Raw genomic sequence first — 21311 nt, 5'->3', positions numbered from 1 at the left:
GCGCCGCACCGAAGCGCCGCCGGTCGCGCCCGGTGGCAACGACCAGGGCCGTGACGGCTGGCTGTCGGACCTGCTCAACCGCACCGACGCCAACCAGGGCGCGCCGGCCGGCCAGGCTCCGCGTGGCCGCGCGGCACCCGTGCCGCAGCCGCAGGCGCCGCAGGCCAGCAGCAATCCGCTGGAATCGCTGTCGCTCGACATCGGCCGGCTGATGGACCGCAACCTCGCCGCCGAAATGTGGGACCGCTACCAGCGCGGCGAGAACAAGGCCTTCACCAAGCGCCTGTACACGCCCGCCGGCCAGAAGGCCTTCGACGAGGTCGCCCGCAAGTACCGCGCCGACCGCAACTTCAAGGGCACGGTCGACCGCTACGTCGCCGAGTTCGAGCGCCTGCTCGACGAAGTCGCCCGCGACGGCCGCGGCCCGCAGGAGCTGCGCAGCCACCTGATCTCGGAGACGGGCCTGGTGTACACCCTGCTCGCGCACGCGGCGGGCCGGCTGGGGTGAGCGGAAGCTCGCCGATTACGAATTGCGAATAGCGAATGAAAACGGAGCCCTCGCGGGCTCCGTTTTTGTTTGGGATCGATCCGTGAGGAACGCTGTATACGCTACTCGCTACTCGCCACTCCCCATTCGCGCTTCCCTACCGCCTACCGCCTCGGCGCTGCCGCAGGCTTCGGCGGCTCGGGCGGCGGAGCGGGCTGCGACGAATTGCTGGCGCCGAACAGGACGCGGGTCGGGTTGCGATCGAAATTGTTCACGGCCCGGCTGATGTCGCCGAGGGTGCGGCGGCCGTCGGCCATCAAGGCACCCGAGCGCTTGTCGAAATCCTCGGCGAGCTCGCGGATCGACTTCACCGCCTGGAACAGCTCGCCGCCATCCTTGCCGCCGGCCAGCGTGTTGAGGCCGAGCATGAGATTGTCGGCCTTGAGCATGACGCCGTCGACCTTGGCCATCACGGCGTCGATCTTCTCGGAATTGCGCGCCAGCGAATTGGTGAAGGTCTCGAGGTTCTTCAGCGAGTTCTTCACCGATTCCTGATTGTCGGCGACGATCTTGTTGACGTTCTGCAGCGTGGCGCGGATCGCCTCGGTGACGTCCTGGAGCTTGTTGGGGTCGGCCGTGAGCGTCGGGATGCCGTCCTGGTCGAGCGGCGGCGGGGCCGCAGCCTCCTCGCCACCCTTGAGCGAGATCGCGGCAACACCGGTGAGGCCCTGGAATTCGAGGCCGACGAGCGTGTCCTTGCGGATCGGGGCGTTGTTCTCGATCATCGCGAGTGCGACAACCCGCCGCGGGTTGTCCAGCTTCACCGAGACCACCTCGCCCACCCTGATACCGTTGAAATTGACGCTGCCGCCGTTGCGCAGGCCCGCCGCCGGGCCCTCGAACACGACGCGCAAGGGGCTGCGCTGCTTGGTCGTGTGCAGCGACTGAAACCACAGCACGAAGCCGATCGCGGCGGCGATCACCGCCAGCGTGAACGAGCCGATCAAAATGTAGTTCGCCCGCGTTTCCATCAGGTGCTCCGGCTACTCAACCCAGCTCTCAACCCATGACCGCGCGGGCGCGCTTGCCATGAAAATACTGCCTCAGCCAGGGATGCTGCGAGGCCTGCATGTCGGCGATCGACCCTGCCGCAATGATCTTACCGTTCCCTAAAACGGCGATGCGGTCACATGCTGTGTATAGGCTGTCGAGGTCGTGGGTTACCATGAAAACCGTCAGCCCCAAAGTGCGCTGGAGTGTCCTCACCAACTCGTCGAAGTCGCCGGCACCGATCGGGTCGAGGCCCGACGTCGGCTCGTCCAGGAAGACGAGGTCGGGATCGAGCGACAGCGCGCGCGCCAGCGCCACACGCTTGATCATGCCGCCGGAGAGCTCGGACGGGAAACGCTCGGCGACCTCGGGCTTGAGGCCGACCATGGTGAGCTTGGCCATGGTGATCTCGTCCATCAGCCGCTGCGAGACGCGCAGATATTCGCGCATCGGAAACTGAATGTTCTGCCGCACGGTCAGCGAGGAGAACAGCGCGCCCTGCTGGAACAGGACGCCCCAGCGCCGCTCGACGTTGCGCCGCTGCGACGCGCTCGAGGAATCGAGATCGACGCCGAACACTTCGATGGAGCCCGCGACCTTCGGCACGAGGCCGATGATGGTGCGCGTCAAAACGGACTTGCCTGCGCCCGAGGGGCCGACAAATCCCAAAATCTCGCCGCGCTTGACGTCGAGGTTGAGCCCGTCCAGCACGCGCGTGGCGCCGAACTGCACGGTGATGCCGCGGACGCGGATGATCGGGTCCTGGATCTCGCTTTGAGTTTCTCTTGCCATCGTCACATCCCGATCGAGGCGAAGAAGATGGCGAAGATGCCGTCCATGACGATGACGAAGAAGATGCCCTTCACCACCGACGCGGTGGTGTGCTGACCCAGCGATTCCGCGCTGCCCTGCACGGCGAGCCCTTCGACGCAGGCGACGATGCCGATCACGGCAGCCATCACCGGCGCCTTGACGATGCCGACGATGAAATGGTCGATCGAGATGGCGTCGCGCAGGCGCAGCAGGAAGGCCTCGGGCTGAACGCCGCCATAGAGCCAGGCCACCAGACCGCCGCCATAGAGCGCAGCCATGGCGCCGAGGAATGCGAGGATCGGCAGCGCCAGCACCAGCGCCATCATGCGCGGCAGCACCAGGACCTCGATCGGATCGAACCCCATGGTGCGCAGCGCGTCGATCTCCTCGCGCATCTTCATCGAGCCGAGCTCGGCGGTGTAGGCGCTGCCGGAGCGACCGGCGACCATGATCGCGACCAGGAGCACGCCGATCTCGCGCAGCACCAGCACGCCGAGCATGTCGACGACGAAGATATCGGCGCCGAAGCGGCGGAAATGGAAGATGCCTTGCTGCGCGATGATGCAGCCGATCAGGAAGGTGATCAGCACGATGATCGGCACCGCGCGCCAGCAGACCTGCTCCATGTGATGCACGGTCGAGGTCAGGCGGAACGAGCGCGGATGAATCAGGACGCGAAACCACGCCGCGAGCACGGCGCCCAGCATGTCGACGAGGCCTGCCACCGTACCGGCGACGCCGGCCACGGTCCGGCCGATCTGCTCCAGCATGCCGGAGATGGTGATCGGGTCGCTGTCGACCACGGCCGCCCCCCTGACCCGCCGCACCTCGTCCACGAGGCTGGAATAATTGGCGGAGAGCCCTGCGATCTGCGCCTCGACGGCCCCCTGGGTCAGGCTGCGGCGCAGCCGCTCGATCAGCCAGGCGCCGAACGTGTCGAGCTTGGCGACCTCGGAGACGTCGATGAAGATGCTTTGCGGGGTGCCTGCGAGCTTCTCGGCCTCAGTCACCATCCGCTCCAGGACCGGCGCAAAGCTCGCGGTCCAGGTGCCGGTGGCGCACAGTGCCAGGGCGTTGCCCTTGGCAATCCGTTCCAGCTTCGGATCGCCACTCATGTCCGCTCCCGCGCCGGGGCGGAGAAAATCAGATGGTTGCGCACGCGCCCTTACCCAGAGAAGGTATCCCCAAGGGGTTAATGTTAGTTGCTAGAGGTAACTAGCAGGTTCAGATTTCGCCAGAGTTCAAAATGACTTCCATGAAATTTGCAGCTCTGGCGACGCGAATCGAGCGCTTCCCGATCGCCGGCAGCTTTACCATCAGCCGGGGCGCCAAAACCGAGGCCGTCACGGTCGTGGCGGAGGTCAGCCGGGGCGGCCTGACCGGCCGCGGCGAGTGCGTGCCCTATCCCCGCTACGGCGAGACGCCGGAGGCGACGCTGGCTGCGATCCAGGCCATGCAGGAGGCCGTCGCGGGCGGGCTGACGCGAGAGACCCTCCAGGCCGCAATGCCATCAGGTGCGGCCCGCAACGCCCTGGATTGCGCCCTGATCGACCTCGAGGCCAAGGCGGCGGGCTTGCGCGCCTGGAACCTACTGGACCGCCCGGCGCCGAAGGAGCGCACCACGGCTTACACGATCTCGTTAGCAACCCCCGAGGCGATGGCCGCGGCGACCGCCAAAGCGGCGCACCGCCCGCTGCTCAAGATCAAGCTCGGCGGCGGCGGCGATCCGGAGCGTATCGCGGCCGTGCGCAAGGCCGCCCCTGAGGCCGAGCTGATCGTCGATGCCAATGAGGCCTGGACCGAGGCCGATCTGGAAGCCAATCTCGCCGCCTGCGCCGCCGCCGGCGTCACCCTGGTGGAGCAGCCGCTGCCGGCAGGCCGCGACGAAGCGCTGGCGCGCATCAAGCGCCCCCTCGCCGTCTGCGCCGACGAGAGCGTGCATGACCGCGCTTCGCTTGCGCCCTTGCGCGAGCGCTACGACGCCGTGAACATCAAGCTCGACAAGACCGGTGGCCTCACCGAGGCGCTGGCCATGGCCGATGCTGCCCGGGCGCTCGGCTTCGAGATCATGATCGGCTGCATGGTCGCGACCTCGCTGTCGATGGCGCCTGCGATGCTGGTGACGCCGCAGGCGCGCTTCGTCGATCTCGACGGCCCTTTGCTGCTGGCGCGCGACCGCGAGCACGGCCTGCGCTATGACGGCAGCCTGGTCTACCCGCCGGACGCTTCGCTCTGGGGCTGAGCCGTGAGGCGATGCCGCGCCGACCAGATCAGGATGGCACCGGCAGCGGCCATCGCCGCCATGACGTAATAGACATTGTCGCCGATGCGGGCGTAGATCGCGCCTGATGCGATCGACGTCGCCGCCCCCAGGAGCCCGTTGCACGCGGCGTAATAGCCCTGCCCGCGCGCGATCTGATGCGAAGACACGCGCTGCGCCAAAAGGTTCATGGTGCCGACGATGGTCAGGCCGAAGCTGAAGCCGTGGCCGAGCTGGGCGATCGCGAGCAGCACGAGCGGCGGCTCGCTCGCGGTGACGATCCAGCGCAGCACGGCGATCACGCCGCCGATGGCTATCAGCGTGGACGGCTGCAGCGAGAAGCGCGGCGACAGCGCGAACACGACGATCTCAGCCATGATGCCCAGCGTCCACAGCACCGCGATGGTCAGCCCGCTGATGCCTTGGAGCTGCCAGTTGATGGCCGAGAAGGTGTAGAAGGCGATGTGACTGCTCTGGATCAGCGCCGCCGACGCGATCACGGCCCAGAAGGCTGCATCGCGCAGCAGCGGCTTGCCGGCATGCCGCTCCGGCGTCCTCCGCCTGAGATCGTCGAGCGGCTGCAGCAGCAGGCTGGCTGCTACCGCGACGACGGCCCAGGCGACGATGACCCAGATCAGGTCGCGCGGAGCGATGATGTCGACGAGATAGCCGCAGGCGAGCGAGCCGGCGGCAAACGCCGCCGACCCCCACAGCCGAAGGGGTCCGTAATTGAGCCCGTAGCGGGCGACGCCGCGCAGCGCATAGGCATCGGTCAGCGGCATCGTCGGCGTCCACATCATGCAGGTCAGCGCGTAGACCAGGAACAGCGCCAGCGGCTGCTGCTGCAGGCCGACCGCCGTAAATCCGATCGCAGTGGCCAGCGCCGACACCATGATGGCGGCGCGAATCGCCTGCCGCTTTTCGGCAAAGGCGGTCACTTGCGGCAGCGTGGTGAAGCGCGTGATCGCCGGCAGCGCGGCGATGATGCCGATCCAGACAGCGTCGATGCCGATCGCCTTCAGCCAGACCGGGAAGAACGGCACATGCGTGCCCAGAACCGCAAAGAAGGCCGAATAGAACACGGCGAGGCTCACGGCGAATCGCCGCTTCGTCGCTGCCGCGATGGGGATTTGTGATTCGGACTGCATCAAACCAATTGCGATTCGGTCGATATCGTGGTGATCGTTACAGTAACGCGCACTGATTTGCGCGACGAGATTGTCATGGCCAACGAAGCATTCGCCCTCTCGCCCATGTCTGCCCGCGCGGCCGCGCCGAACGAGCAGGATTACGAAGCGATCCGCGAAGCCTTCATGGAGACCGCGCGCGGCCGCTGGTTCCTCGGCGAATATGCCAAGCGCAACCGCAACGCCGACACGCGCATGGTGCTGGATGCGGTCGCGAAAATCGAGGAAACCCTTGCGGCACAGCGGCAACCGGTCGTCGAGGACCGCCTGCCCGAGGCGCTGGTCGAGATCCGCCGCGCCATCCGCGAGGCCGAGACGATCGCGCTCGCCGCGGTCGATCCCGGCGCGATCGAGGCGAGTCTCGCGCCGATCCCGCGCGGGGTCCGCATCATCAAGGAGATCTCCTGGCGCTGGCGCGAGATCGGCGCCGACGGGCGAATCTGCGACCTCATTGATTCGCAGCTCGCCTCGATCGAGGCCGCCTGCGGGCAGATCTCGACCCTCGATCCCCGCATCGAGCTCAAGGCTGCGTTCGATCTGCTGAAGGACCGCGTCGAGCAGCTCGACGGCGACGCAACGCCGCGGGCCGCTCCGGCCCAGGAGGCGGCTTCATCGGTCGCAGAAGCCTCGCCCGTCGAGACGGCGCCTGCGGCGATGGCCGGCGACGCACCCGTGGCTTTTACGGAGACGCGCGAAGAGATCGCAGCAGCTCCGGAACTCGATGCGGCCGTCGAAGCAACGGCGGCCGCTGAAACCGCCGCCATGGCCGAGCAGGCCATGGACGCCGCTGCCGCCGAGGGGATCGCGGCCGACAGCCGGATCCCTGCCGAAAGCGCGGCGCTCGAAAACGTCGCGCCTGATGATGCCGAGCTCGAAGCCGTCGCGTTTGAAGAGCCGGCCGCTCAGCCTGAGGCCTTGACGGAAGTCAGCGAGGAGTTCGCGCTCGACGCCGCAGCCGAGGCCGAGGACGAAGCCATCCTCGAGGCCATCGCGATGGAGATGGCCGCGCCCGATCCCGACTTCGACGAGATCATCGAGCCGGTGGAGATGGCAGCCGCGACGCCGGAGCCGGCGCTCTCGGATCTCGTGGCGCCCATTGCCACCGAACAGCCGGAGCCGGTCGCAGCCGAGCCTGTCCTCGCAGCCATCGCCGAAGAGCCCGCCGCAGACGCGCCGATCGCGCTGGACTCGCTCGCGCGCCTCACCGACGCCATTGCGGAAGCCGCCGCCGAAGTGATGGAGCAGCAGGCGCCGGCCATGGCGGCCACCGCATCAATGGCGGCAGCCCCGACCGCGACGCTGCCGATGCCCTCGCCCCTGCCCGCGTCCATGTCCGACGCCTCGCTCGGCGCCACCATCCTCGCCAGCGGCATCCTGCAAAAACCCCGCGCACCGGCCAACGACCCGCTCGCCCCGATCCGCCGCATGACCCAGGCCGAGAAGATCGCGTTCTTTTCGTAAGAGAGCGCGCACTCCCCAACCCCGTCATTGCGAGCGCAGCGAAGCAATCCAGGCTGTCTCCGCGGAAGGATTCCGGATTGCTTCGCTGCGCTCGCAACGACGACGCTCGATCTTGGACCTCACGCCCATGTCCCCCACCGAAGATACTCTCACCCTCTGGCGGCCCGTCGGTCCAAAAGAGCTGGAATTGATCCAGCAATCCGGCATGCGCGCGTTTCCGCCGCGCCTGCCTGACCAGCCGATCTTTTATCCGGTGCTGACCGAAGACTACGCCATCAAGATCGCGCGGGACTGGAATGTCCCGGCGAGCGGATCGGGCTTCGTGACCCGTTTCACAGTCAAGCGCAGCTTCATCGAAAAATACGATGTGCAGGAAGCGGGCGGACGTTCACATCTGGAGTACTGGATTCCGGCTGAGGAGCTCGATGCGTTCAATGCGGCAATCGTCGGCTTGATCGAGGTCGTCCGTAGCTTTCCCTAACCGCCGCGCGCCTCACCCGCAATTCCAGATCGGACCGATCGGCGTGCGCGTCCAGCACGGACCAAAGCTGCCGCCGTTGTAGCGGCCGCCGTTGAATCCGGGGCGGCCGAAATAGTGCCACTCGCCGTCCCAGCGATAAAATTGCGGAACCGGGTCGATGTACCAATGGCGCCGGTCGGCGCGCGACAGACGGCGCATCGCGTCTTTCTGCTTGTAGAGCGGGATGCTGTTGCTGAGCGGCTGCCGATAGCCCGGCAGGAAGCCGTAGCCCTTCCAGACCGGCTTGGGGCGCTTTTGCACGGGCTCGGCGGGTGCGACGGCGGGCAGCAGCGACAGGACGACAGCAACGAAGAGACACAGAAGGCGAGACATGAATCGACGATAGACAGGCGGATGCGAGAAGGCCACTCAAATTCGAGTGCGAGGTGCACTCCCTCTCCCGCTTGCGGGAGGGGGCTGGGGAGAGGGTGTTTCCGCAATGGGATAGCCCCCTAGAGGAGAAAGCCCTCACCCGCGCCTTCGGCGCGACCTCTCCCGCAAGCGGGAGAGGTTGCACCGAGCCCGTGGCAATCGATTCAACCTAAAGCCATTCTGCTGTAGCCCATCTTGTCGCGCACATGCGCTTCAACGCGGTCCAGGACATGATCGAGCGAACTCTCGGCCGTATCGAGCACCAAGTGCTCCCGATCCCACGGTTCGAAAGTCAGGCTCACGACGTCATCCCAGGTTGGAACCTTGTGACCGTCAATGTCGGGCAGCCGGTTTTCCACGCGCTGCCGGTGTAACGCCGGTTCGCTGCAAATCACTTCAATCTCGACGATGCCTGCGCCGGTTCGCAAGGCGGTCTGCCGCCATCCGGCGCGGCTTGCCAGCACGGGATTGACGCAGTCCGCGATGACGATGCGCCCGAGCTTGAGGTTTTCGGCGGCGAGCGTGTTGGCAACGGCATAGCCGGCCGCGCCGACGATGAGGCCTGCGTCCCGCAATGGCTGCTCGATCGCATCGATACGAAGATAGGTCGCCGCCAGCCTGGCGGTGAGTTCGCGAGCGATCGTCGTCTTACCGGTACCTGGAAGGCCGCCGAACACGATCAGTGAGGATGGATGCTTCATGATATTCCTAACCGATCACGCCCTTGCGGATCAGGAAGCAGCCATAGCCCCTGCTGTCACCGACCTGCACGACGCCAAAGCCTGCCGCTGCCGCGCAATAGAAATCGGGACGCGCGAGCTTGCCGGGCGTGACCGGCCGGCCAGCCGCACGTGCGATCTCCGCGAGCACCGCGCGCTGCACCTCGGGCACGCGGTCGGGATCGTCGACCGGCATCATCACACGCACCGGATCGGGATCGAAATTGTCGAGCGGATAGACCGACATGATGGCCCGGATGGCAGTTTCCATCGTCATGCCCGGCAATTGGATCAGGCGCTGCGACGAGGTGCTCTGCGCGATCCGGGTGGCGGGGTGATTGGCGTCGACGAACACGAGGTCGTCGCCATGGCCCATCGCGGCGAGCAGCCAGAGCAAATCGGGGGTGAGGATCGGATCGATCGATTTCAGCATGTGGCGGAGTTCCTCCCAATCGATCGCTAACCATAACAGGTTCCGAGCGTGATTCAGATCACGGAGGCGAGCATGGTGACTGGGATCACGGACCGCAAGGCTCGAACGCAGCCAAGCTTGGCCGCAACCAATCTCGCATCGAGATGAGTGCCAAAGGAGCACGCCATGTTCCGCCTAAAGCCCTTTTTCATGACGGCGAGCCTGTTGGGAAGCCTGTTCGGCTTCGCCTGCGGGCCCGTTTCCGCGCAAGTCGCCCCGGTGCAGCCTGCCCCCACCGCGCTGCAAGGCCCGGAGCAGCGGGTGGCGCTGGTGATCGGCAATGCCAACTACCAGAACGCGCCGCAGCTTGCGAACCCCGACGATGACGCCCAGTCGATGGCGCAGTTCCTGAACTCCGCCGGGTTCGAAGTGGTCGCCGCGACCGACTTGACCCAGAACGACATGCTCCGCGTCGTCCAGGACTTCTCCGCCAAGGTCGCCTCGCGCGGTCCGAACACGGTGGCCATGGTCTATTACGCCGGTCACGGCGTGCAGCTCGCCGGCGAGAACTATCTCGTTCCGGTCGACGCCAAGGTTTCCAGCCCGACCGAGCTGGTCAACAATTCGCTGCGCCTCGTCGACGTGATGTCGACGCTGGAGACGATCCCGAGCCGCATGCGCATCGTCATCCTCGATGCCTGCCGCAACAACCCGTTCCCTGAAATCAACGACGCCGGCCGCGGCTTGGCAATCGTCGATGCGCCGAACGGCTCGATCGTCGGCTACTCGACCGCGCCAGGCGCCGAGGCGCTCGACGGCACCAATGGCCACAGCCCGTACACACAGGCGTTCCTGAACGTCGCGCGCGAGCCCAACGTGCCGATCGAGCAGCTGTTCAAGCGCGTGCGCCTGCAGGTCAACCAGACCACCAGCGGCGCGCAGATTCCGTGGGAGAGCTCCTCATTGACGAGCGACTTCACCTTCTTCGGTGACACCGCCGTTGCCGCCAACCGCGCGCCGGTGAAAGCGCCGGTCGTGCAGATGGCCTCCAATTTGCCGAGCCGCTCCACCCGCCAGGCCTATGACTACGTCGTGTCCGAGGGCCGGCCGGAGTACTATCAGGAGTTCATCCGCATGTACCCGCACGACCCGCTGTGCGACCACATCCGCTGGCTGCTCAACAACATCCTGATCTCGCAGGCCTGGCACAAGGCGGTGCTCGCCAATTCCCCGCTTGCCTACAAGAGCTTCTATGACAGCTACGGCAACAGCCCCTATGCGCAGGTCGCGCTGAAGCTGCAGACGCAGCCGAAGCAGATCCCCCTGATGCAGGCGACCAAGTTCCTGGCGCCGCAGACCCTTGCTCCGACGATCAAGATCGGCAATCTCGGCCAGCCCAAATACATGCCGCTGATGCAGCAGGGCAATGGCGCGCAGATGAACGGCAATTTGCCGGTCGTGCAGAAGCCGCTCGACGGCAATGTCGTCGGCAAGCTCGGCAATGGCGGACAGATCGTCACCCTGCCTGCCGGCAATAACCAGCCGAACCCGCAGAACGGCACGCCGCCGCAGACCCCGAGCAAGATCGTCACGCTGCCTGCGCCGACCAACACGATCAACGGCAAGGTCGGCATTGGCAAGATCGTGACCCTGCCTGCGACCAACAAGCCGCAGAACGGCGGCAACAATGCCGGCAACGGCTCTCCGCCCAAGATCGTGAGCATGCCGGTGAATGTCGGCAAAGGCGGCACCAAGATCGACGTGAAGCCGGTCAACGTTCAGACGCAGAACCAGCCGATCCGCGTCAACAACGGCAACACCGGCATCGTGAGGCCCAACATTAGCCCGGTCAACAAGGTGCAGGTGCAGACCAACGTGCAGACGAGCCGTCCGCAGCTCAACACGGTGCCGAACCGCATGGTCAGCAGCAACAACAACTTCCGGCAGTCAATGAACCAGGCGCCAAGCATGAACAATGGCGGCAACCGTCGCGGCGGCTTCACGCACTGATTGGGCAAGAAGGAAGGTGCGCTCCCTCCCCCGCTTGCGGGGGAGGGCTATCGCAATGAGATGTGGGCCATGGGCACCAACTCTCTCTACGTCGTCATGCCCGGGCATGACGGCCTCTCGAAATTCGAATGCGATTGCCCTGCCCACGCGGTGGACTGCGGCTCACACCGTTTCAGCCAAAGTCAGGCCACCAGCTCCGCGAACAGATCCGCATCCACATTGCCGCCTGACAGCACGATGACGACGTTCTTGCCGGCCACATCAAGGCGGCCCGCGAGTAGCGCAGCAAGCCCCACCGCGCCGCCGGGTTCCACCACCAGCTTCAGCTCGCGATAGGCAAAGGCGACCGCCGCGCCGACTTCCTTGTCCGACGCCGTGACGCCGCGCGCCAAGAGCTTGCTGTTGATCGCAAACGTCATCTCGCCCGGCATCAGCGCCATCAGCGCATCGCAGATGGTGCGGCCGGCTGGCGGATGCGGCTCGCGATGGCCTGAGCTGAGTGAAATGCTGTGATCGTCGAAGGCCTCGGGCTCGGCGACCACGATCTCGGCTTGCGGATAGCGCGCCTTCACAGCGGTCGCGACACCCGCGATCAGACCGCCGCCGGAGGCCGGCGCCACCACGATGTCGGGACTGAGGCCAAGCGTTGCCATGTCCTCGGCGATCTCGCGGCCGGCGGTGCCCTGCCCTGCGATCACGAAGGGATCGTCATAGGGTTTGACTAGCGTCGCGCCGCGCTTCTCGGCGATGCCGCGCGAGATCGCCTCGCGGTCCTCGTTATAGCGATCGTACAGCACGACCTCGGCGCCGTAGGATTTGGTGCGCTCGCGCTTGGACAGCGGCGCATCGGCGGGCATCACGATGGTTGCCTGCATGTCCAGGATCTTTGCCGCCGCCGCCACGCCCTGCGCGTGGTTGCCGGAGGAGAACGCGACGACCCCGCCGGCGCGCTTGTCCTGCGGGATCGAGAACACCTTGTTGAAGGCACCGCGGAACTTGAACGAGCCGGTGCGCTGGAGCATCTCCGGCTTCAGGAACACTTTTGCACCGACGCGCTCGTTGAGCACGGGGAAGGACAACAGCGGGGTGCGAATGGCGTAAGGCGCGATCACGCGCGCTGCGGCATCGATGTCGGCAGGGCCGACCGGAAGGGCCTGTTCGGTCATGGCGGAATGTTATCGCGGCCGATCAGGCCCGGGCAAGACACCTCCGCGAGAGGATCTCCCCATAGCGTTTTCGAGCGAAGTGGATCCCGGTTCGCGTGAAGAAAACGCGTCAAAACAAGAATCTAGAGCTATTTCGATCCATCGGATCGAGATAGCTCTAGGCGACTTGGCGCGGCTGTTCCGCGGCGGTCCGGCCGGGCAGCACCGCCCCGACCGCCAAAATGCTGTCGATAAAGACCGTTGCCGAGGCCTCCCAGGTGTAATTGGCGGCAAAGGCGACGCAGTCCTGCCGGGAGATATCGAGCGCGGCGAAGCAGGCATTGCGCAGATCGTGATCGAGCGCGCCGACCGGCGCCTCGCCAATCACGTCGCGGGGACCCTTCACAGGGAAGGCCGCGACCGGCAGGCCGCTGGCGAACGCCTCCAGCAGCACCAGGCCGAAGGTGTCTGTCTTGCTCGGGAACACGAACACGTCGGCGGCCGCGTAGATATCCGCCAGTTCCTCGCCGTGCTTCTCGCCGAGGAAGATCGCATCGGGGTAGGCCTCTTCCAGCGAGGCGCGCGCCGGGCCGTCGCCGACGACCACCTTGGTGCCGGGTAGGTCGAGGTCCAGGAACGCCTCGAGATTCTTCTCGACTGCGACGCGGCCGACCGACAGGAACACGGGTGCCGGCAGGCAGAGATCGATGACGCGCGGGTGGAACAACGTAGTGTCCACGCCGCGCGGCCACAGCACGACATTGTCGAAGCCGCGCTCGGTCAGTTCGCGCGCGAGCGCCGGCGTCGCCGCCATCACGGCGCGGCTGGCGCTGTGGAAGCGCCGCAGCGCCCGCCAGATCAGCGAGCCCGGCACTGGCACGCGGGCGCGGACATATTCGGGAAAGCGGGTATGGAAGCTGGTCGTGAACGGCAGCTTGCGCTGGCGGCAATAGCGGCGGACCATCAGGCCGATCGGCCCTTCGGTCGCGATGTGGATGCTGTCCGGGCGCGCCTCCTCGATCAGCCTTGCGATCCGGGCCGGGCGCGGCATGGCGAGGCGCACGTCGCGATAGCTCGGCATCGCAAAGGTGCGGAACGATTGCGGCGTCAGGAACGTGAACTCGACGCCGAGCGCTTTTGCAGCATCAGCGAGCTTGGTCAGCGTCCGAACCACACCGTTGACTTGCGGGTGCCAGGCGTCGGTCGCGACCAGGATGCGCATCAAGTGGTCCTTGTCATGCAGCTCTGGCTGCGACCTGTGGCACCTGCTCCGGCTTCCGCAACTGATCCGCCCAGGTGATGATCTCGAAATGGCCGTCGTCATGCTCCACCAGGGCGGTGCAACTCTCCACCCAGTCGCCGCAATTCATGTAGCGGATGCCGCCCTCGTCGCGGATCACGGCGTAGTGGATGTGGCCGCAGATCACGCCGTCGGCCTGGTGACGCCGCGCCTCGGCGGCGAGCGCCTGCTCGAACGCGCCGATATAGTTGACGGCGTTCTTGACCTTCTGCTTGGCCCATTGCGAGAGCGACCAATAGGGCACGCCGAACAGCCGGCGGAAGAAGTTGACCAGGCGGTTCATCTGGATCGCGAAGTCGTAGGCCTTGTCGCCGAGATGGGCGAGCCAGCGCGCGTTCTGCACCACGAGATCGAAGATGTCGCCGTGAATGACGAGATAGCGCTTGCCGTCGGCGCCGGTATGAACCGTGTTCTCGACCACGTCGATGCCGCCGAAATGCGTGCCGTAATAGTTGCGCAGGAACTCGTCGTGATTGCCGGGAATGTAGATGACCTTGGCGCCCTTGCGCGCCTTGCGCAAAAGCTTCTGGACCAGGTCGTTATGCGATTGTGGCCAGTGCCAGCTCGATTTCAGCGCCCAGCCGTCGACGATGTCGCCGACGAGATAGATCGTATCGGCATCATGGTAGCGCAGGAAGTCGAGCAGAAGATCGGCTTGTGAACCGCGGGCTCCGAGATGGACGTCGGAGATGAACAACGTGCGAAAGCGCCGCTCCGGGCTCTCGTCACTCACATCGTAACTTCCCATGCGCCAGCCTGTAACAATGTCCCGTGACAGGGGGATGACCGATTGAACCCTTGAGGCACTTTCAAATACGAATCACGCCTTGCCTCGCCCTCCCCGCGAATATCAGTCGCATGCGACAATCAGGCGACATGGCGCCGCAGGGTAAGTGCGCTCCCTCCCCGCTTGGCTTGCGGGAGAGGCGAAGCAAGCCCGCCTCAGTAGAACTTGTGGAAATGATGGATCGGCCCGTGGCCGTGGCCGACGCTGAAGCGGTCGGCGGCCGCGATCGCGGCGCTGATCCAGGCCTTGGCGTTGCGCACTGCGGCCTCGAGGTCCTCGCCCCTGGCCAGCCCCGCCGCGATGGCGGAGGACAGCGAGCAGCCGGTGCCATGGGTGTTGCGGGTGGCCACTCGCGGCGCGGCGAGCGCGATCGCGGTCTCGGCAGTGACGAGATAGTCAGTGCTCTCGGCGCCCTCGCCGTGCCCGCCCTTGATCAGGACGGCGCGGCAGCCCAGCGCCAGCAGGCGGCGTCCCTGGCTTTCGATCTCGGCCTCGCTCGCCGCCACCGGCGCATCGAGCAGGGCCGCAGCCTCCGGCAGGTTCGGCGTGATCACGGCAGCCAGCGGCATCAGCCTGGTGCGCAGGGCGTCGACGGCCTCGGTGGCGAGCAGGCGGTCGCCGGAGGTCGCCACCATGACGGGATCGAGCACGACATGCCGGGGCGCCCAGCGGGACAGCGCGGCCGCGATGGCATCGATGCTGGCGGCCTGGGCCACCATGCCGATCTTCACCGCACCGATATCGAGGTCGGAGAACACCGCGTCGATCTGCTCGGTGACGAACCCGGCCGGCACCGCGTGAATGCCGGTCACGCCGCGCGTGTTCTGCGCCGTCAGCGCCGTGATCACGGAGGCGCCATAGACGCCGAGCGCGGCAAAGGTCTTCAGGTCCGCCTGGATGCCGGCGCCGCCGCTCGAATCGGAACCGGCGATGGTGAGTGCGACCGGGGTCGTCATCGCGAGAGACATGTGCTTGAGGAGGCCGCCATGGCCTCTCGTAGCGCGACCGTGGAACGTCAGCAAGCGCGCCGGGCCGCCGCCAGGCGTGATTCGCGAACCGATTGCGTGCCTTGCGAATCAGTCGGACACCGCGCGGACCAAGGCCCACAATGGTGCGGACTTGAAAATGCAACGGCGCCGGACCCTTGCTATAGTCGCGTACCTTAGCGTGCTTCGCCGGTGACGCGAGACGTCAGGTGGTGGAACCGTCCGGCGCCCCCATGTTGCGGGCCGCCCGGCCGCGCAAGCCACCTGAACAAGACTCCATGGGGTGGAACGATGTGGGCCTTCTTCGAACGTCTCCTCGACTCGTCCATGCTGTCGCCGCACGGCATCTGCCTGTTGTGGGAGCCTGAGCTGATCTGGCTTCACGTCGTTTCCGACGCCAGCATTGCCGCCGCCTATTTCTCGATCCCGTTCGCCCTCGCCATCCTCGTCACCAAGCGGCGCGACCTCAAATTCGGCTGGGTCTATTGGGCGTTCGCGATCTTCATCATGGCGTGCGGCCTGACCCACGTGCTGTCGATCTACACGCTCTGGGTTCCGATCTATGGCATCGAGGGCATAGTCAAGGCCGCCACGGCGGTCGCGTCGGTCTTCACCGCCGCCGCGCTCTGGCCGCTGCTGTCGAAGATCCTGACGATCCCCTCGCCGTTCGAGCTGCGACAGGTCCAGGCCGCGCTCGAGGAGGAGGAAATCAAGAGCCGCGACGCCGCGCTGCTGCTGCAGCAGGTCCGCGACGCCCAGCGCGCGATGCGCGAGAGCGTGGCGCGCCTCACCGCGATCGTCGAGACCGCGGTCGACGGAGTCATCCTGCTCGATGCGCAGGACCGGATCCTGCTGTTCAATCCGGCCTGCGAGCGCTTGTTCGGCTACCGTGCCGACGAGGTGATGAACCGCAACGTCGGCATGCTGATGCCCGAGGCGGATGCGGCGCCCGACCGCCAGGCGCGGCATTTCGCGACCGGCGGCGAGGCCGTCGGCCTGCGCAAGGACGGCACGACGTTTCCGATGGACCTGTCGGTCGGCCAGGCGCGGCAGGACGGCGAATTGATCTTCGTCGGCATCGTCCACGACCTCACCGCGCGCAAGCTGACCGAGCAGCAGCTTCAGCAGGCGCAGAAGATGGAGACGGTCGGTCAGCTCTCCGGCGGCATCGCGCACGACTTCAACAACCTGCTGACCGTGATCATCGGCAATGCCGAGCACCTGAGCGAGCAGCTCAAGGCGAGGCCCGACCTCGGGCGCTTTGCCGACGACATCTGCCAATCGGGCGAACGGGGCGCCGAGCTGACGCAGCGCCTGCTCGCCTTCAGCCGCCGCCAATTGCTGCGGCCTCAGACGATCGATTGCCGGAGCCTGCTCGATTCCATGTTCAAGCTGCTCAAGCGCACCTTGCGCGAAGATATCGAGATCAGGACGACCTCCGGGCCCGGCACGATCCTGGCCTTTGCCGACCGCGCCCAGCTCGAATCCGCCGTGCTCAATCTCGCGCTCAACGCGCAGGATGCCATGCCATCGGGAGGCCACCTCACGCTGGCCACGGAGCTGGTCACGATCGAAGATGATGACGGTGCCGTTCACCGGGAGGTCGCGCCCGGCAGCTACGTCCTGATCGCGGTCACCGATGACGGCGAAGGCATGACGCCCGAGGTCGCCGTACGCGCGTTCGAGCCGTTCTTCACCACCAAGGAGGTCGGCAAGGGCTCGGGCCTCGGCCTCAGCATGGTCTACGGCTTTGCCAAGCAATCAGGCGGCCATGTCTCGATCTACAGCGAGGCTGGCCTTGGGACCACGGCCAGGATCTACCTGCCGCGCGCGAGCACCGGTAGGTCGCAAGCCGATCTTCCCGACGGCGAGGACACGGCGCCGCGAGGCTACGAGACGGTCCTGATCGTCGAGGACGATCCGTTCGTCCGCTCCTCCGTCATTCGCAGGGTGGAAGCGCTCGGATATCGCGTCGTCGCTGCGGTCAACGGCAAGGATGCCTTGCACCAGTTGCAGGGCGATCCCGGCATCGACTTGCTATTCACCGATATCGTGATGCCGGGCGGCATGAGCGGCTGGGAGCTCGCCGATCAGGCGCGGCGTGTGCGTCCCGGCCTGCCGGTCCTGTTCACCTCGGGCTACGCGCTGGAGGCCCTGGTCGAGCAGGGCCGCGCGCAGGCGCGAGCGGTCGTGCTGACCAAGCCGTACCGCAAGGTCGAGCTCGCCCAGCGGCTGAGGGATGCATTGGCCGCCGCAGCGGTCCCATCCTAGCATCGCGCCCGAAGCGCCTCGAATGATCCAGCAAGTTCGCTTGCTAAATCCAGCCGGTTTTGGCCTATTAGCCGGAAGAATACGCTTTCGGAGTGCCCGCGATGGTTCCTTTTTTCGTTCAGATCAAGTGCAAGCTCGGCCAGTCCTATACGGTGGCCAATGCGCTTGCCGAAGCCGAGATCGCCTCCGAGATCTACTCCACGGCCGGCCAATACGACCTCCTGGTGAAGTTCTACGTCGACAAGGACACCGACATCGGCCACTTCGTGAATGAGAAGGTGCAGGTGCTGCCGGGCATCCAGGACACTCTCACCATCATCACCTTCAAGGCGTTCGGCACCGGCTAAAGCATGATCCGGAAAAGTGCGAAGCGGTTTTCCGGAAAGATCATGCGTAAACAACAACCTAAAGCGCGATGATGATTCATCCCAATCTCATCGCGCTTTAGATCACGCGCAAACAACGGCCGAAGCGCCGGCAGCGCTAGCCGCCCTCCTTGCGCTTGGGCGGTGTCGGTCCCTGCACCGGCGGCAGCGACTTCAGATAGGCGGCCATCGCGGCGCGGTCTTCCGCCGTCAGTTGCGCAAGGTTCTTGATCACCGGCCGCATCGCACCCGAAGCGCTGTCGCCCTCGGGCATGTCGCCGGTCTCGAGAAAATCCGCGATATCCTTCTCGCTCCAGCTGCCGATGCCCTGCTGCGTGATGTTGGGCACCCAGCCCTCCCCTTCCGGATTGGGCCCACCGGCAAAGCGCTGGCCGGCGATGATGCCGCCGAGCGCATTGCGCGGGCTGTGGCATTCGGCGCAATGGCCGAAAGCGTTCACGAGATAGGCTCCGCGATTCCATTGCGGCGAGCGCGCGGCGTCCGCGACGAACGGCGCGGTGTCCATGAACAGCAATTTCCAGATGCCGATATTGCGGCGGATGTTGAACGGAAACGGCAGTGCGTGGTCGCCCACTGTGCCGGACACCGGCGGAAGCGTCTTCAGATAGGCAAAGAGATCGCGGACGTCGTCGACGCTGGCCAGACGATAGGACGTGTAGGGAAACGCGGGGAAATAGTGCGTGCCCGCGGGCGATATGCCGCGCATCACGGCGTTGACGAAATCGGCCTCGCTCCAGCGGCCGATCCCGTAGGCCGGATCGGGGGAAATATTGGGGACGTAGAATGTCCCGAACGGCGAGCCCAGCGCCAGCCCGCCGCCGAGCCGCAGGCGATCGGGCTGATTGGGGGTGGCATGACAGGACGAGCAGCCGCCAGCGTTGAACAGCTCCTGCCCGTTGGCGACATCGAGGTTGCGTGTCGGCGCCGGCACGGCCAGCACGGCCGGGGCGGTCAACCACCAATAGAGGGCGAACGCCGCGACGGCGGCGATCAGGGCGGCAAAAAGCGTTCGTCGCAACATTCGATCATTCCATCGTGAACGCGCGAACTTAAGGGTCATGTCGCGCCCGATCCAACACACGAATATTTTAGACGGTCCGGCTGTAATGCCGGAATAAACCGCATGACGCACTGTTTGAAAAGCAATCAGGCGTCAACAGGAGAGACCCATGACCAAAGCCGTTTTTGCCACACTGGTACTCGGAGCTGCCGTTGCGTTCGCCGCCCCGGCCGGCGCGGAGAAACTGAAGGCGACGCTGGACGGCAAATCCGAAGTCCCCGCCAACACCAGCAGCGCGACCGGAACGGCCGATCTGGACTACGACGCTGCCAGCAAGAAGCTGTCCTGGACCGTCACTTATTCCGGTCTCTCGGGCCCCGCCACCGCCGCACATTTCCACGGGCCTGCCGAAGCCGGCAAGAACGCCGGCGTCGCAGTCCCGATCCCGAATGCAGCCTCGAGCCCGGTCAAGGGCGAAGCCACGCTCACGGACGCGCAGGCCGCCGATCTGCTCGGCGGCAAGTACTACATCAACATCCACACGGCCGCGAACCCGGGCGGCGAGATCCGCGGTCAGGTGACGAAGTAAAGCGAAAACGCGGGCTTCGTCGCGGAAAGGCCGGACGCAAGGAGGGAGCGTCCGGCCTTTTCGATTCCAAGCAACTTCGTAGCCCGGATGGAGCCAACGGTCGGCGCAAAGTGCCGACCGTTGGTGCAATCCGGGAGCCCTGCGCGTTGCGGACAGGTCCCCCGATTTCGCTGCGCTCCATCCAGGCTACGACGCTACGACTCTGACCGTGCTCAAGCCGCGTTCAGCGCCTGCGCGAGGTCGGCGATCAGGTCCGACGGATTCTCGATGCCGATCGACAGCCGGATCGTGGAATCGAGCACGCCGATCTTTTGGCGGATGTCGGCGGGAACGCCGGAATGGGTCATCGTCGCCGGCAGGCTTGCGAGCGATTCCGTGCCGCCAAGGCTCACCGCCAGCTTGAGGATCTGCAGCGCGTTGAGGAATTTCACCGCCGCCTCCTTGCCGCCGACGATGTCGAACGAAAACGTCGAGCCCGCGCCCAGGCATTGCCGCGCGAACACGCGGCCGGACAGCGAGCCCTGCTCGTGATGACCGAGGTAGTGCACCCTGGCGACCTTCGGGTGATCGCGCAGGAAGTCCGCCACGAGCCGCGCATTCGCATCGGCCTTCTCCATCCGCAGGCTGAGCGTCTCGAGCGAGCGGTTGATCATCCAGCAGGAATGCGGATCGAGCTGGGTGCCGATGGCGCCGCGCAGCGCCTTGATGCCCTTCATGATCGCCTTCGATCCGAGCGCGGCGCCCGCGATCAGGTCGGAATGGCCGCCGACATACTTGGTCAGCGAATACAGCGACAGGTCCGCGCCGTGCTCGATCGGCCGCTGAAACACCGGCCCGAGCAGCGTGTTGTCGCAGGCGATGACCGGCGTGTGTCCCTGCGCCTTGCCGATGGAATCGGCGATGCGGCGGATCATTGCGATGTCGACGAGGCCGTTGGTCGGATTGGCGGGCGTCTCGATCAGGATCATCGACACCCGCCCCTTGCCCATGGCCTCCTCCGAGGCCTGCTTGACTGCCGTCTCGTCGATGCCGTCGGCAAAGCCGACAGCGCCGATCGACAGGCGCGCGAGCGTATTCGTCAGCAGCGTCTCCGTCCCGCCATAGAGCGGCTGCGAGTGCAGGATGACATCACCGGGGCGAACAAAGGCCAGGATCGTGGTTGCGATGGCCGCCATGCCGGACGAGAACAGCGCGCAACTCTCCGTGCGCTCGTAGATCGCGAGCCTGTCCTCGACGATCTCGCTGTTGGGATGATTGAAGCGCGAATAGACCAAGCCCGCGCCCATGCCTTCCGGCGGCTCGCGCCGGCCGGCGACGTAGTCGAAGAAGTCCTGCCCGTCCTCGGCGGTCTTGAACACGAAGGTGGAGGTCAGGAACACCGGCGGCTTGATGGCGCCCTCCGACAATTGCGGATCATAGCCATAGGTCAGCATCAAGGTTCCCGGATGCAGCATATGATTGCCGATATGGGTCTTGGACGGGAACGGTTTTGCCATGGCCTGTCTCGCTGTTGATCGAGGTGCTCGCCGCGCGTTGGGAAACCCGACGTGAGGATG

Annotated in this window: 21 protein-coding genes; 8 read left to right on the top strand and 13 right to left on the bottom strand. The window is 65.7% G+C overall.

The features are described 5' to 3' along the window. Positions 1-508 (top strand): hypothetical protein (locus tag ACM43_RS00920; RefSeq protein ID WP_271537466.1); only part of this gene is annotated, 508 nt, incomplete at its 5' end. A gap of 143 nt (positions 509-651) precedes the next feature. On the opposite strand, the gene ACM43_RS00915 is transcribed toward ACM43_RS00920, so the two are convergent. Genes ACM43_RS00915 through ACM43_RS00905 form a run of 3 tightly spaced genes read right to left on the bottom strand, consistent with a single transcriptional unit; the run spans position 652 to position 3465 of the window. After that, positions 652-1518, bottom strand: a complete 867-nt coding sequence (locus ACM43_RS00915) for an MlaD family protein (RefSeq protein ID WP_057028765.1) — start codon at positions 1516-1518, stop codon at positions 652-654. Between the two features lie 28 nt (positions 1519-1546). Continuing rightward, complete coding sequence (locus tag ACM43_RS00910; RefSeq protein WP_271537463.1) at positions 1547-2329, bottom strand: ABC transporter ATP-binding protein; 783 nt, start codon at positions 2327-2329, stop codon at positions 1547-1549. 2 nt (positions 2330-2331) lie between these two features. Beyond that, positions 2332-3465: an MlaE family ABC transporter permease gene (locus ACM43_RS00905; protein WP_157280843.1), complete on the bottom strand. Its 1134-nt coding sequence runs from the start codon at positions 3463-3465 to the stop codon at positions 2332-2334. Positions 3466-3596: 131 nt separating this feature from the next. Here ACM43_RS00905 and dgcA point away from each other — a divergent pair, with 131 nt between their 5' ends. Next, the gene (dgcA, locus tag ACM43_RS00900) at positions 3597-4592 is read left to right on the top strand and encodes an N-acetyl-D-Glu racemase DgcA (RefSeq protein ID WP_271537461.1); all 996 of its coding nucleotides are present in this window, start codon (positions 3597-3599) and stop codon (positions 4590-4592) included. Here the strand turns inward: dgcA and ACM43_RS00895 are convergent. Next, positions 4562-5758: an MFS transporter gene (locus tag ACM43_RS00895; protein WP_271537459.1), complete on the bottom strand. Its 1197-nt coding sequence runs from the start codon at positions 5756-5758 to the stop codon at positions 4562-4564. The two genes, dgcA and ACM43_RS00895, sit on opposite strands and share 31 nt — an antisense overlap. Positions 5759-5833: 75 nt before the next feature. On the opposite strand from ACM43_RS00895, the gene ACM43_RS00890 reads away from it, so the two are divergent. After that, entirely contained in the window at positions 5834-7258 is a 1425-nt protein-coding gene (locus ACM43_RS00890; RefSeq protein ID WP_271537456.1) for a hypothetical protein, read from the top strand. A 127-nt stretch (positions 7259-7385) separates the two neighbouring features. Continuing rightward, a complete protein-coding gene (locus ACM43_RS00885; protein WP_271537479.1) occupies positions 7386-7739 on the top strand; it encodes an ADP-ribosylation/crystallin J1 in 354 nt (117 codons plus the stop codon). A 12-nt stretch (positions 7740-7751) separates the two neighbouring features. Here ACM43_RS00885 and ACM43_RS00880 read toward each other — a convergent pair whose 3' ends face one another. The 3 genes from ACM43_RS00880 to ACM43_RS00870 form a co-directional block, all read right to left on the bottom strand. Then, positions 7752-8111: a hypothetical protein gene (locus ACM43_RS00880; RefSeq protein ID WP_271537454.1), complete on the bottom strand. Its 360-nt coding sequence runs from the start codon at positions 8109-8111 to the stop codon at positions 7752-7754. Between the two features lie 203 nt (positions 8112-8314). After that, positions 8315-8851 (bottom strand): AAA family ATPase, encoded by a 537-nt coding sequence (locus tag ACM43_RS00875; RefSeq protein WP_271537452.1) that lies wholly within the window; start codon positions 8849-8851, stop codon positions 8315-8317. A gap of 7 nt (positions 8852-8858) precedes the next feature. Beyond that, complete coding sequence (locus ACM43_RS00870) at positions 8859-9302, bottom strand: RbsD/FucU family protein (RefSeq protein ID WP_157280848.1); 444 nt, start codon at positions 9300-9302, stop codon at positions 8859-8861. Positions 9303-9467: 165 nt separating this feature from the next. Between ACM43_RS00870 and ACM43_RS00865 the strand changes: the two genes are divergently transcribed. Next, complete coding sequence (locus ACM43_RS00865) at positions 9468-11291, top strand: caspase family protein (protein ID WP_271537449.1); 1824 nt, start codon at positions 9468-9470, stop codon at positions 11289-11291. A gap of 182 nt (positions 11292-11473) precedes the next feature. Here the strand turns inward: ACM43_RS00865 and ACM43_RS00860 are convergent, their stop codons facing one another. The 4 genes from ACM43_RS00860 to thiD all read right to left on the bottom strand — a co-directional run bounded on the left by ACM43_RS00860 (position 11474) and on the right by thiD (position 15479). Next, a complete protein-coding gene (locus ACM43_RS00860; RefSeq protein WP_271537447.1) occupies positions 11474-12457 on the bottom strand; it encodes a threonine/serine dehydratase in 984 nt (327 codons plus the stop codon). 157 nt (positions 12458-12614) lie between these two features. Next, positions 12615-13658 carry a glycosyltransferase family 4 protein gene (locus tag ACM43_RS00855; protein ID WP_271537446.1) on the bottom strand — a complete coding sequence of 348 codons (1044 nt, stop codon included), beginning with the start codon at positions 13656-13658 and terminating at the stop codon, positions 12615-12617. A 13-nt stretch (positions 13659-13671) separates the two neighbouring features. Further along, positions 13672-14484, bottom strand: a complete 813-nt coding sequence (locus ACM43_RS00850) for a UDP-2,3-diacylglucosamine diphosphatase (RefSeq protein WP_128264429.1) — start codon at positions 14482-14484, stop codon at positions 13672-13674. Positions 14485-14678: 194 nt separating this feature from the next. Then, complete coding sequence (thiD, locus tag ACM43_RS00845; RefSeq protein ID WP_036030282.1) at positions 14679-15479, bottom strand: bifunctional hydroxymethylpyrimidine kinase/phosphomethylpyrimidine kinase; 801 nt, start codon at positions 15477-15479, stop codon at positions 14679-14681. 321 nt (positions 15480-15800) lie between these two features. On the opposite strand from thiD, the gene ACM43_RS00840 reads away from it, so the two are divergent. Both ACM43_RS00840 and ACM43_RS00835 read left to right on the top strand, forming a co-directional pair. After that, entirely contained in the window at positions 15801-17780 is a 1980-nt protein-coding gene (locus ACM43_RS00840; RefSeq protein WP_271537439.1) for a hybrid sensor histidine kinase/response regulator, read from the top strand. A gap of 101 nt (positions 17781-17881) precedes the next feature. Next, positions 17882-18127 (top strand): Lrp/AsnC ligand binding domain-containing protein, encoded by a 246-nt coding sequence (locus tag ACM43_RS00835; protein WP_018642903.1) that lies wholly within the window; start codon positions 17882-17884, stop codon positions 18125-18127. Positions 18128-18263: 136 nt separating this feature from the next. Here ACM43_RS00835 and ACM43_RS00830 read toward each other — a convergent pair whose 3' ends face one another. Further along, on the bottom strand, positions 18264-19187 hold the full coding sequence (locus tag ACM43_RS00830; RefSeq protein WP_271537437.1) for a c-type cytochrome: 924 nt from the start codon (positions 19185-19187) through the stop codon (positions 18264-18266). Between the two features lie 148 nt (positions 19188-19335). Here ACM43_RS00830 and ACM43_RS00825 point away from each other — a divergent pair, with 148 nt between their 5' ends. Further along, positions 19336-19755, top strand: a complete 420-nt coding sequence (locus ACM43_RS00825; RefSeq protein WP_157280854.1) for a CHRD domain-containing protein — start codon at positions 19336-19338, stop codon at positions 19753-19755. Positions 19756-19967: 212 nt separating this feature from the next. On the opposite strand, the gene ACM43_RS00820 is transcribed toward ACM43_RS00825, so the two are convergent. Next, positions 19968-21251: a cystathionine gamma-synthase family protein gene (locus ACM43_RS00820; protein ID WP_271537434.1), complete on the bottom strand. Its 1284-nt coding sequence runs from the start codon at positions 21249-21251 to the stop codon at positions 19968-19970. Positions 21252-21311 lie beyond the last annotated feature (60 nt).

This window comes from Bradyrhizobium sp. CCBAU 45321 (assembly GCF_028128975.1).
In the GTDB taxonomy this organism is placed as follows: Bacteria; Pseudomonadota; Alphaproteobacteria; order Rhizobiales; family Xanthobacteraceae; genus Bradyrhizobium; species Bradyrhizobium yuanmingense.
Note: the sequence above shows the minus strand (reverse complement) of the source record. Positions and strands in the feature narration are given on the sequence as shown.

Coding starts and splice junctions, on each gene's coding strand:
- ACM43_RS00915 (WP_057028765.1), bottom strand. CDS start 1,518: ATGGAAACGCGGGCGAACTACATTTTGATCGGCTCGTTCACGCTGGCG.
- ACM43_RS00910 (WP_271537463.1), bottom strand. CDS start 2,329: ATGGCAAGAGAAACTCAAAGCGAGATCCAGGACCCGATCATCCGCGTC.
- ACM43_RS00905 (WP_157280843.1), bottom strand. CDS start 3,465: ATGAGTGGCGATCCGAAGCTGGAACGGATTGCCAAGGGCAACGCCCTG.
- dgcA (WP_271537461.1), top strand. CDS start 3,597: ATGACTTCCATGAAATTTGCAGCTCTGGCGACGCGAATCGAGCGCTTC.
- ACM43_RS00895 (WP_271537459.1), bottom strand. CDS start 5,758: ATGCAGTCCGAATCACAAATCCCCATCGCGGCAGCGACGAAGCGGCGA.
- ACM43_RS00890 (WP_271537456.1), top strand. CDS start 5,834: ATGGCCAACGAAGCATTCGCCCTCTCGCCCATGTCTGCCCGCGCGGCC.
- ACM43_RS00885 (WP_271537479.1), top strand. CDS start 7,386: ATGTCCCCCACCGAAGATACTCTCACCCTCTGGCGGCCCGTCGGTCCA.
- ACM43_RS00880 (WP_271537454.1), bottom strand. CDS start 8,111: ATGTCTCGCCTTCTGTGTCTCTTCGTTGCTGTCGTCCTGTCGCTGCTG.
- ACM43_RS00875 (WP_271537452.1), bottom strand. CDS start 8,851: ATGAAGCATCCATCCTCACTGATCGTGTTCGGCGGCCTTCCAGGTACC.
- ACM43_RS00870 (WP_157280848.1), bottom strand. CDS start 9,302: ATGCTGAAATCGATCGATCCGATCCTCACCCCCGATTTGCTCTGGCTG.
- ACM43_RS00865 (WP_271537449.1), top strand. CDS start 9,468: ATGTTCCGCCTAAAGCCCTTTTTCATGACGGCGAGCCTGTTGGGAAGC.
- ACM43_RS00860 (WP_271537447.1), bottom strand. CDS start 12,457: ATGACCGAACAGGCCCTTCCGGTCGGCCCTGCCGACATCGATGCCGCA.
- ACM43_RS00855 (WP_271537446.1), bottom strand. CDS start 13,658: ATGCGCATCCTGGTCGCGACCGACGCCTGGCACCCGCAAGTCAACGGT.
- ACM43_RS00850 (WP_128264429.1), bottom strand. CDS start 14,484: ATGGGAAGTTACGATGTGAGTGACGAGAGCCCGGAGCGGCGCTTTCGC.
- thiD (WP_036030282.1), bottom strand. CDS start 15,479: ATGACGACCCCGGTCGCACTCACCATCGCCGGTTCCGATTCGAGCGGC.
- ACM43_RS00840 (WP_271537439.1), top strand. CDS start 15,801: ATGTGGGCCTTCTTCGAACGTCTCCTCGACTCGTCCATGCTGTCGCCG.
- ACM43_RS00835 (WP_018642903.1), top strand. CDS start 17,882: ATGGTTCCTTTTTTCGTTCAGATCAAGTGCAAGCTCGGCCAGTCCTAT.
- ACM43_RS00830 (WP_271537437.1), bottom strand. CDS start 19,187: ATGTTGCGACGAACGCTTTTTGCCGCCCTGATCGCCGCCGTCGCGGCG.
- ACM43_RS00825 (WP_157280854.1), top strand. CDS start 19,336: ATGACCAAAGCCGTTTTTGCCACACTGGTACTCGGAGCTGCCGTTGCG.
- ACM43_RS00820 (WP_271537434.1), bottom strand. CDS start 21,251: ATGGCAAAACCGTTCCCGTCCAAGACCCATATCGGCAATCATATGCTG.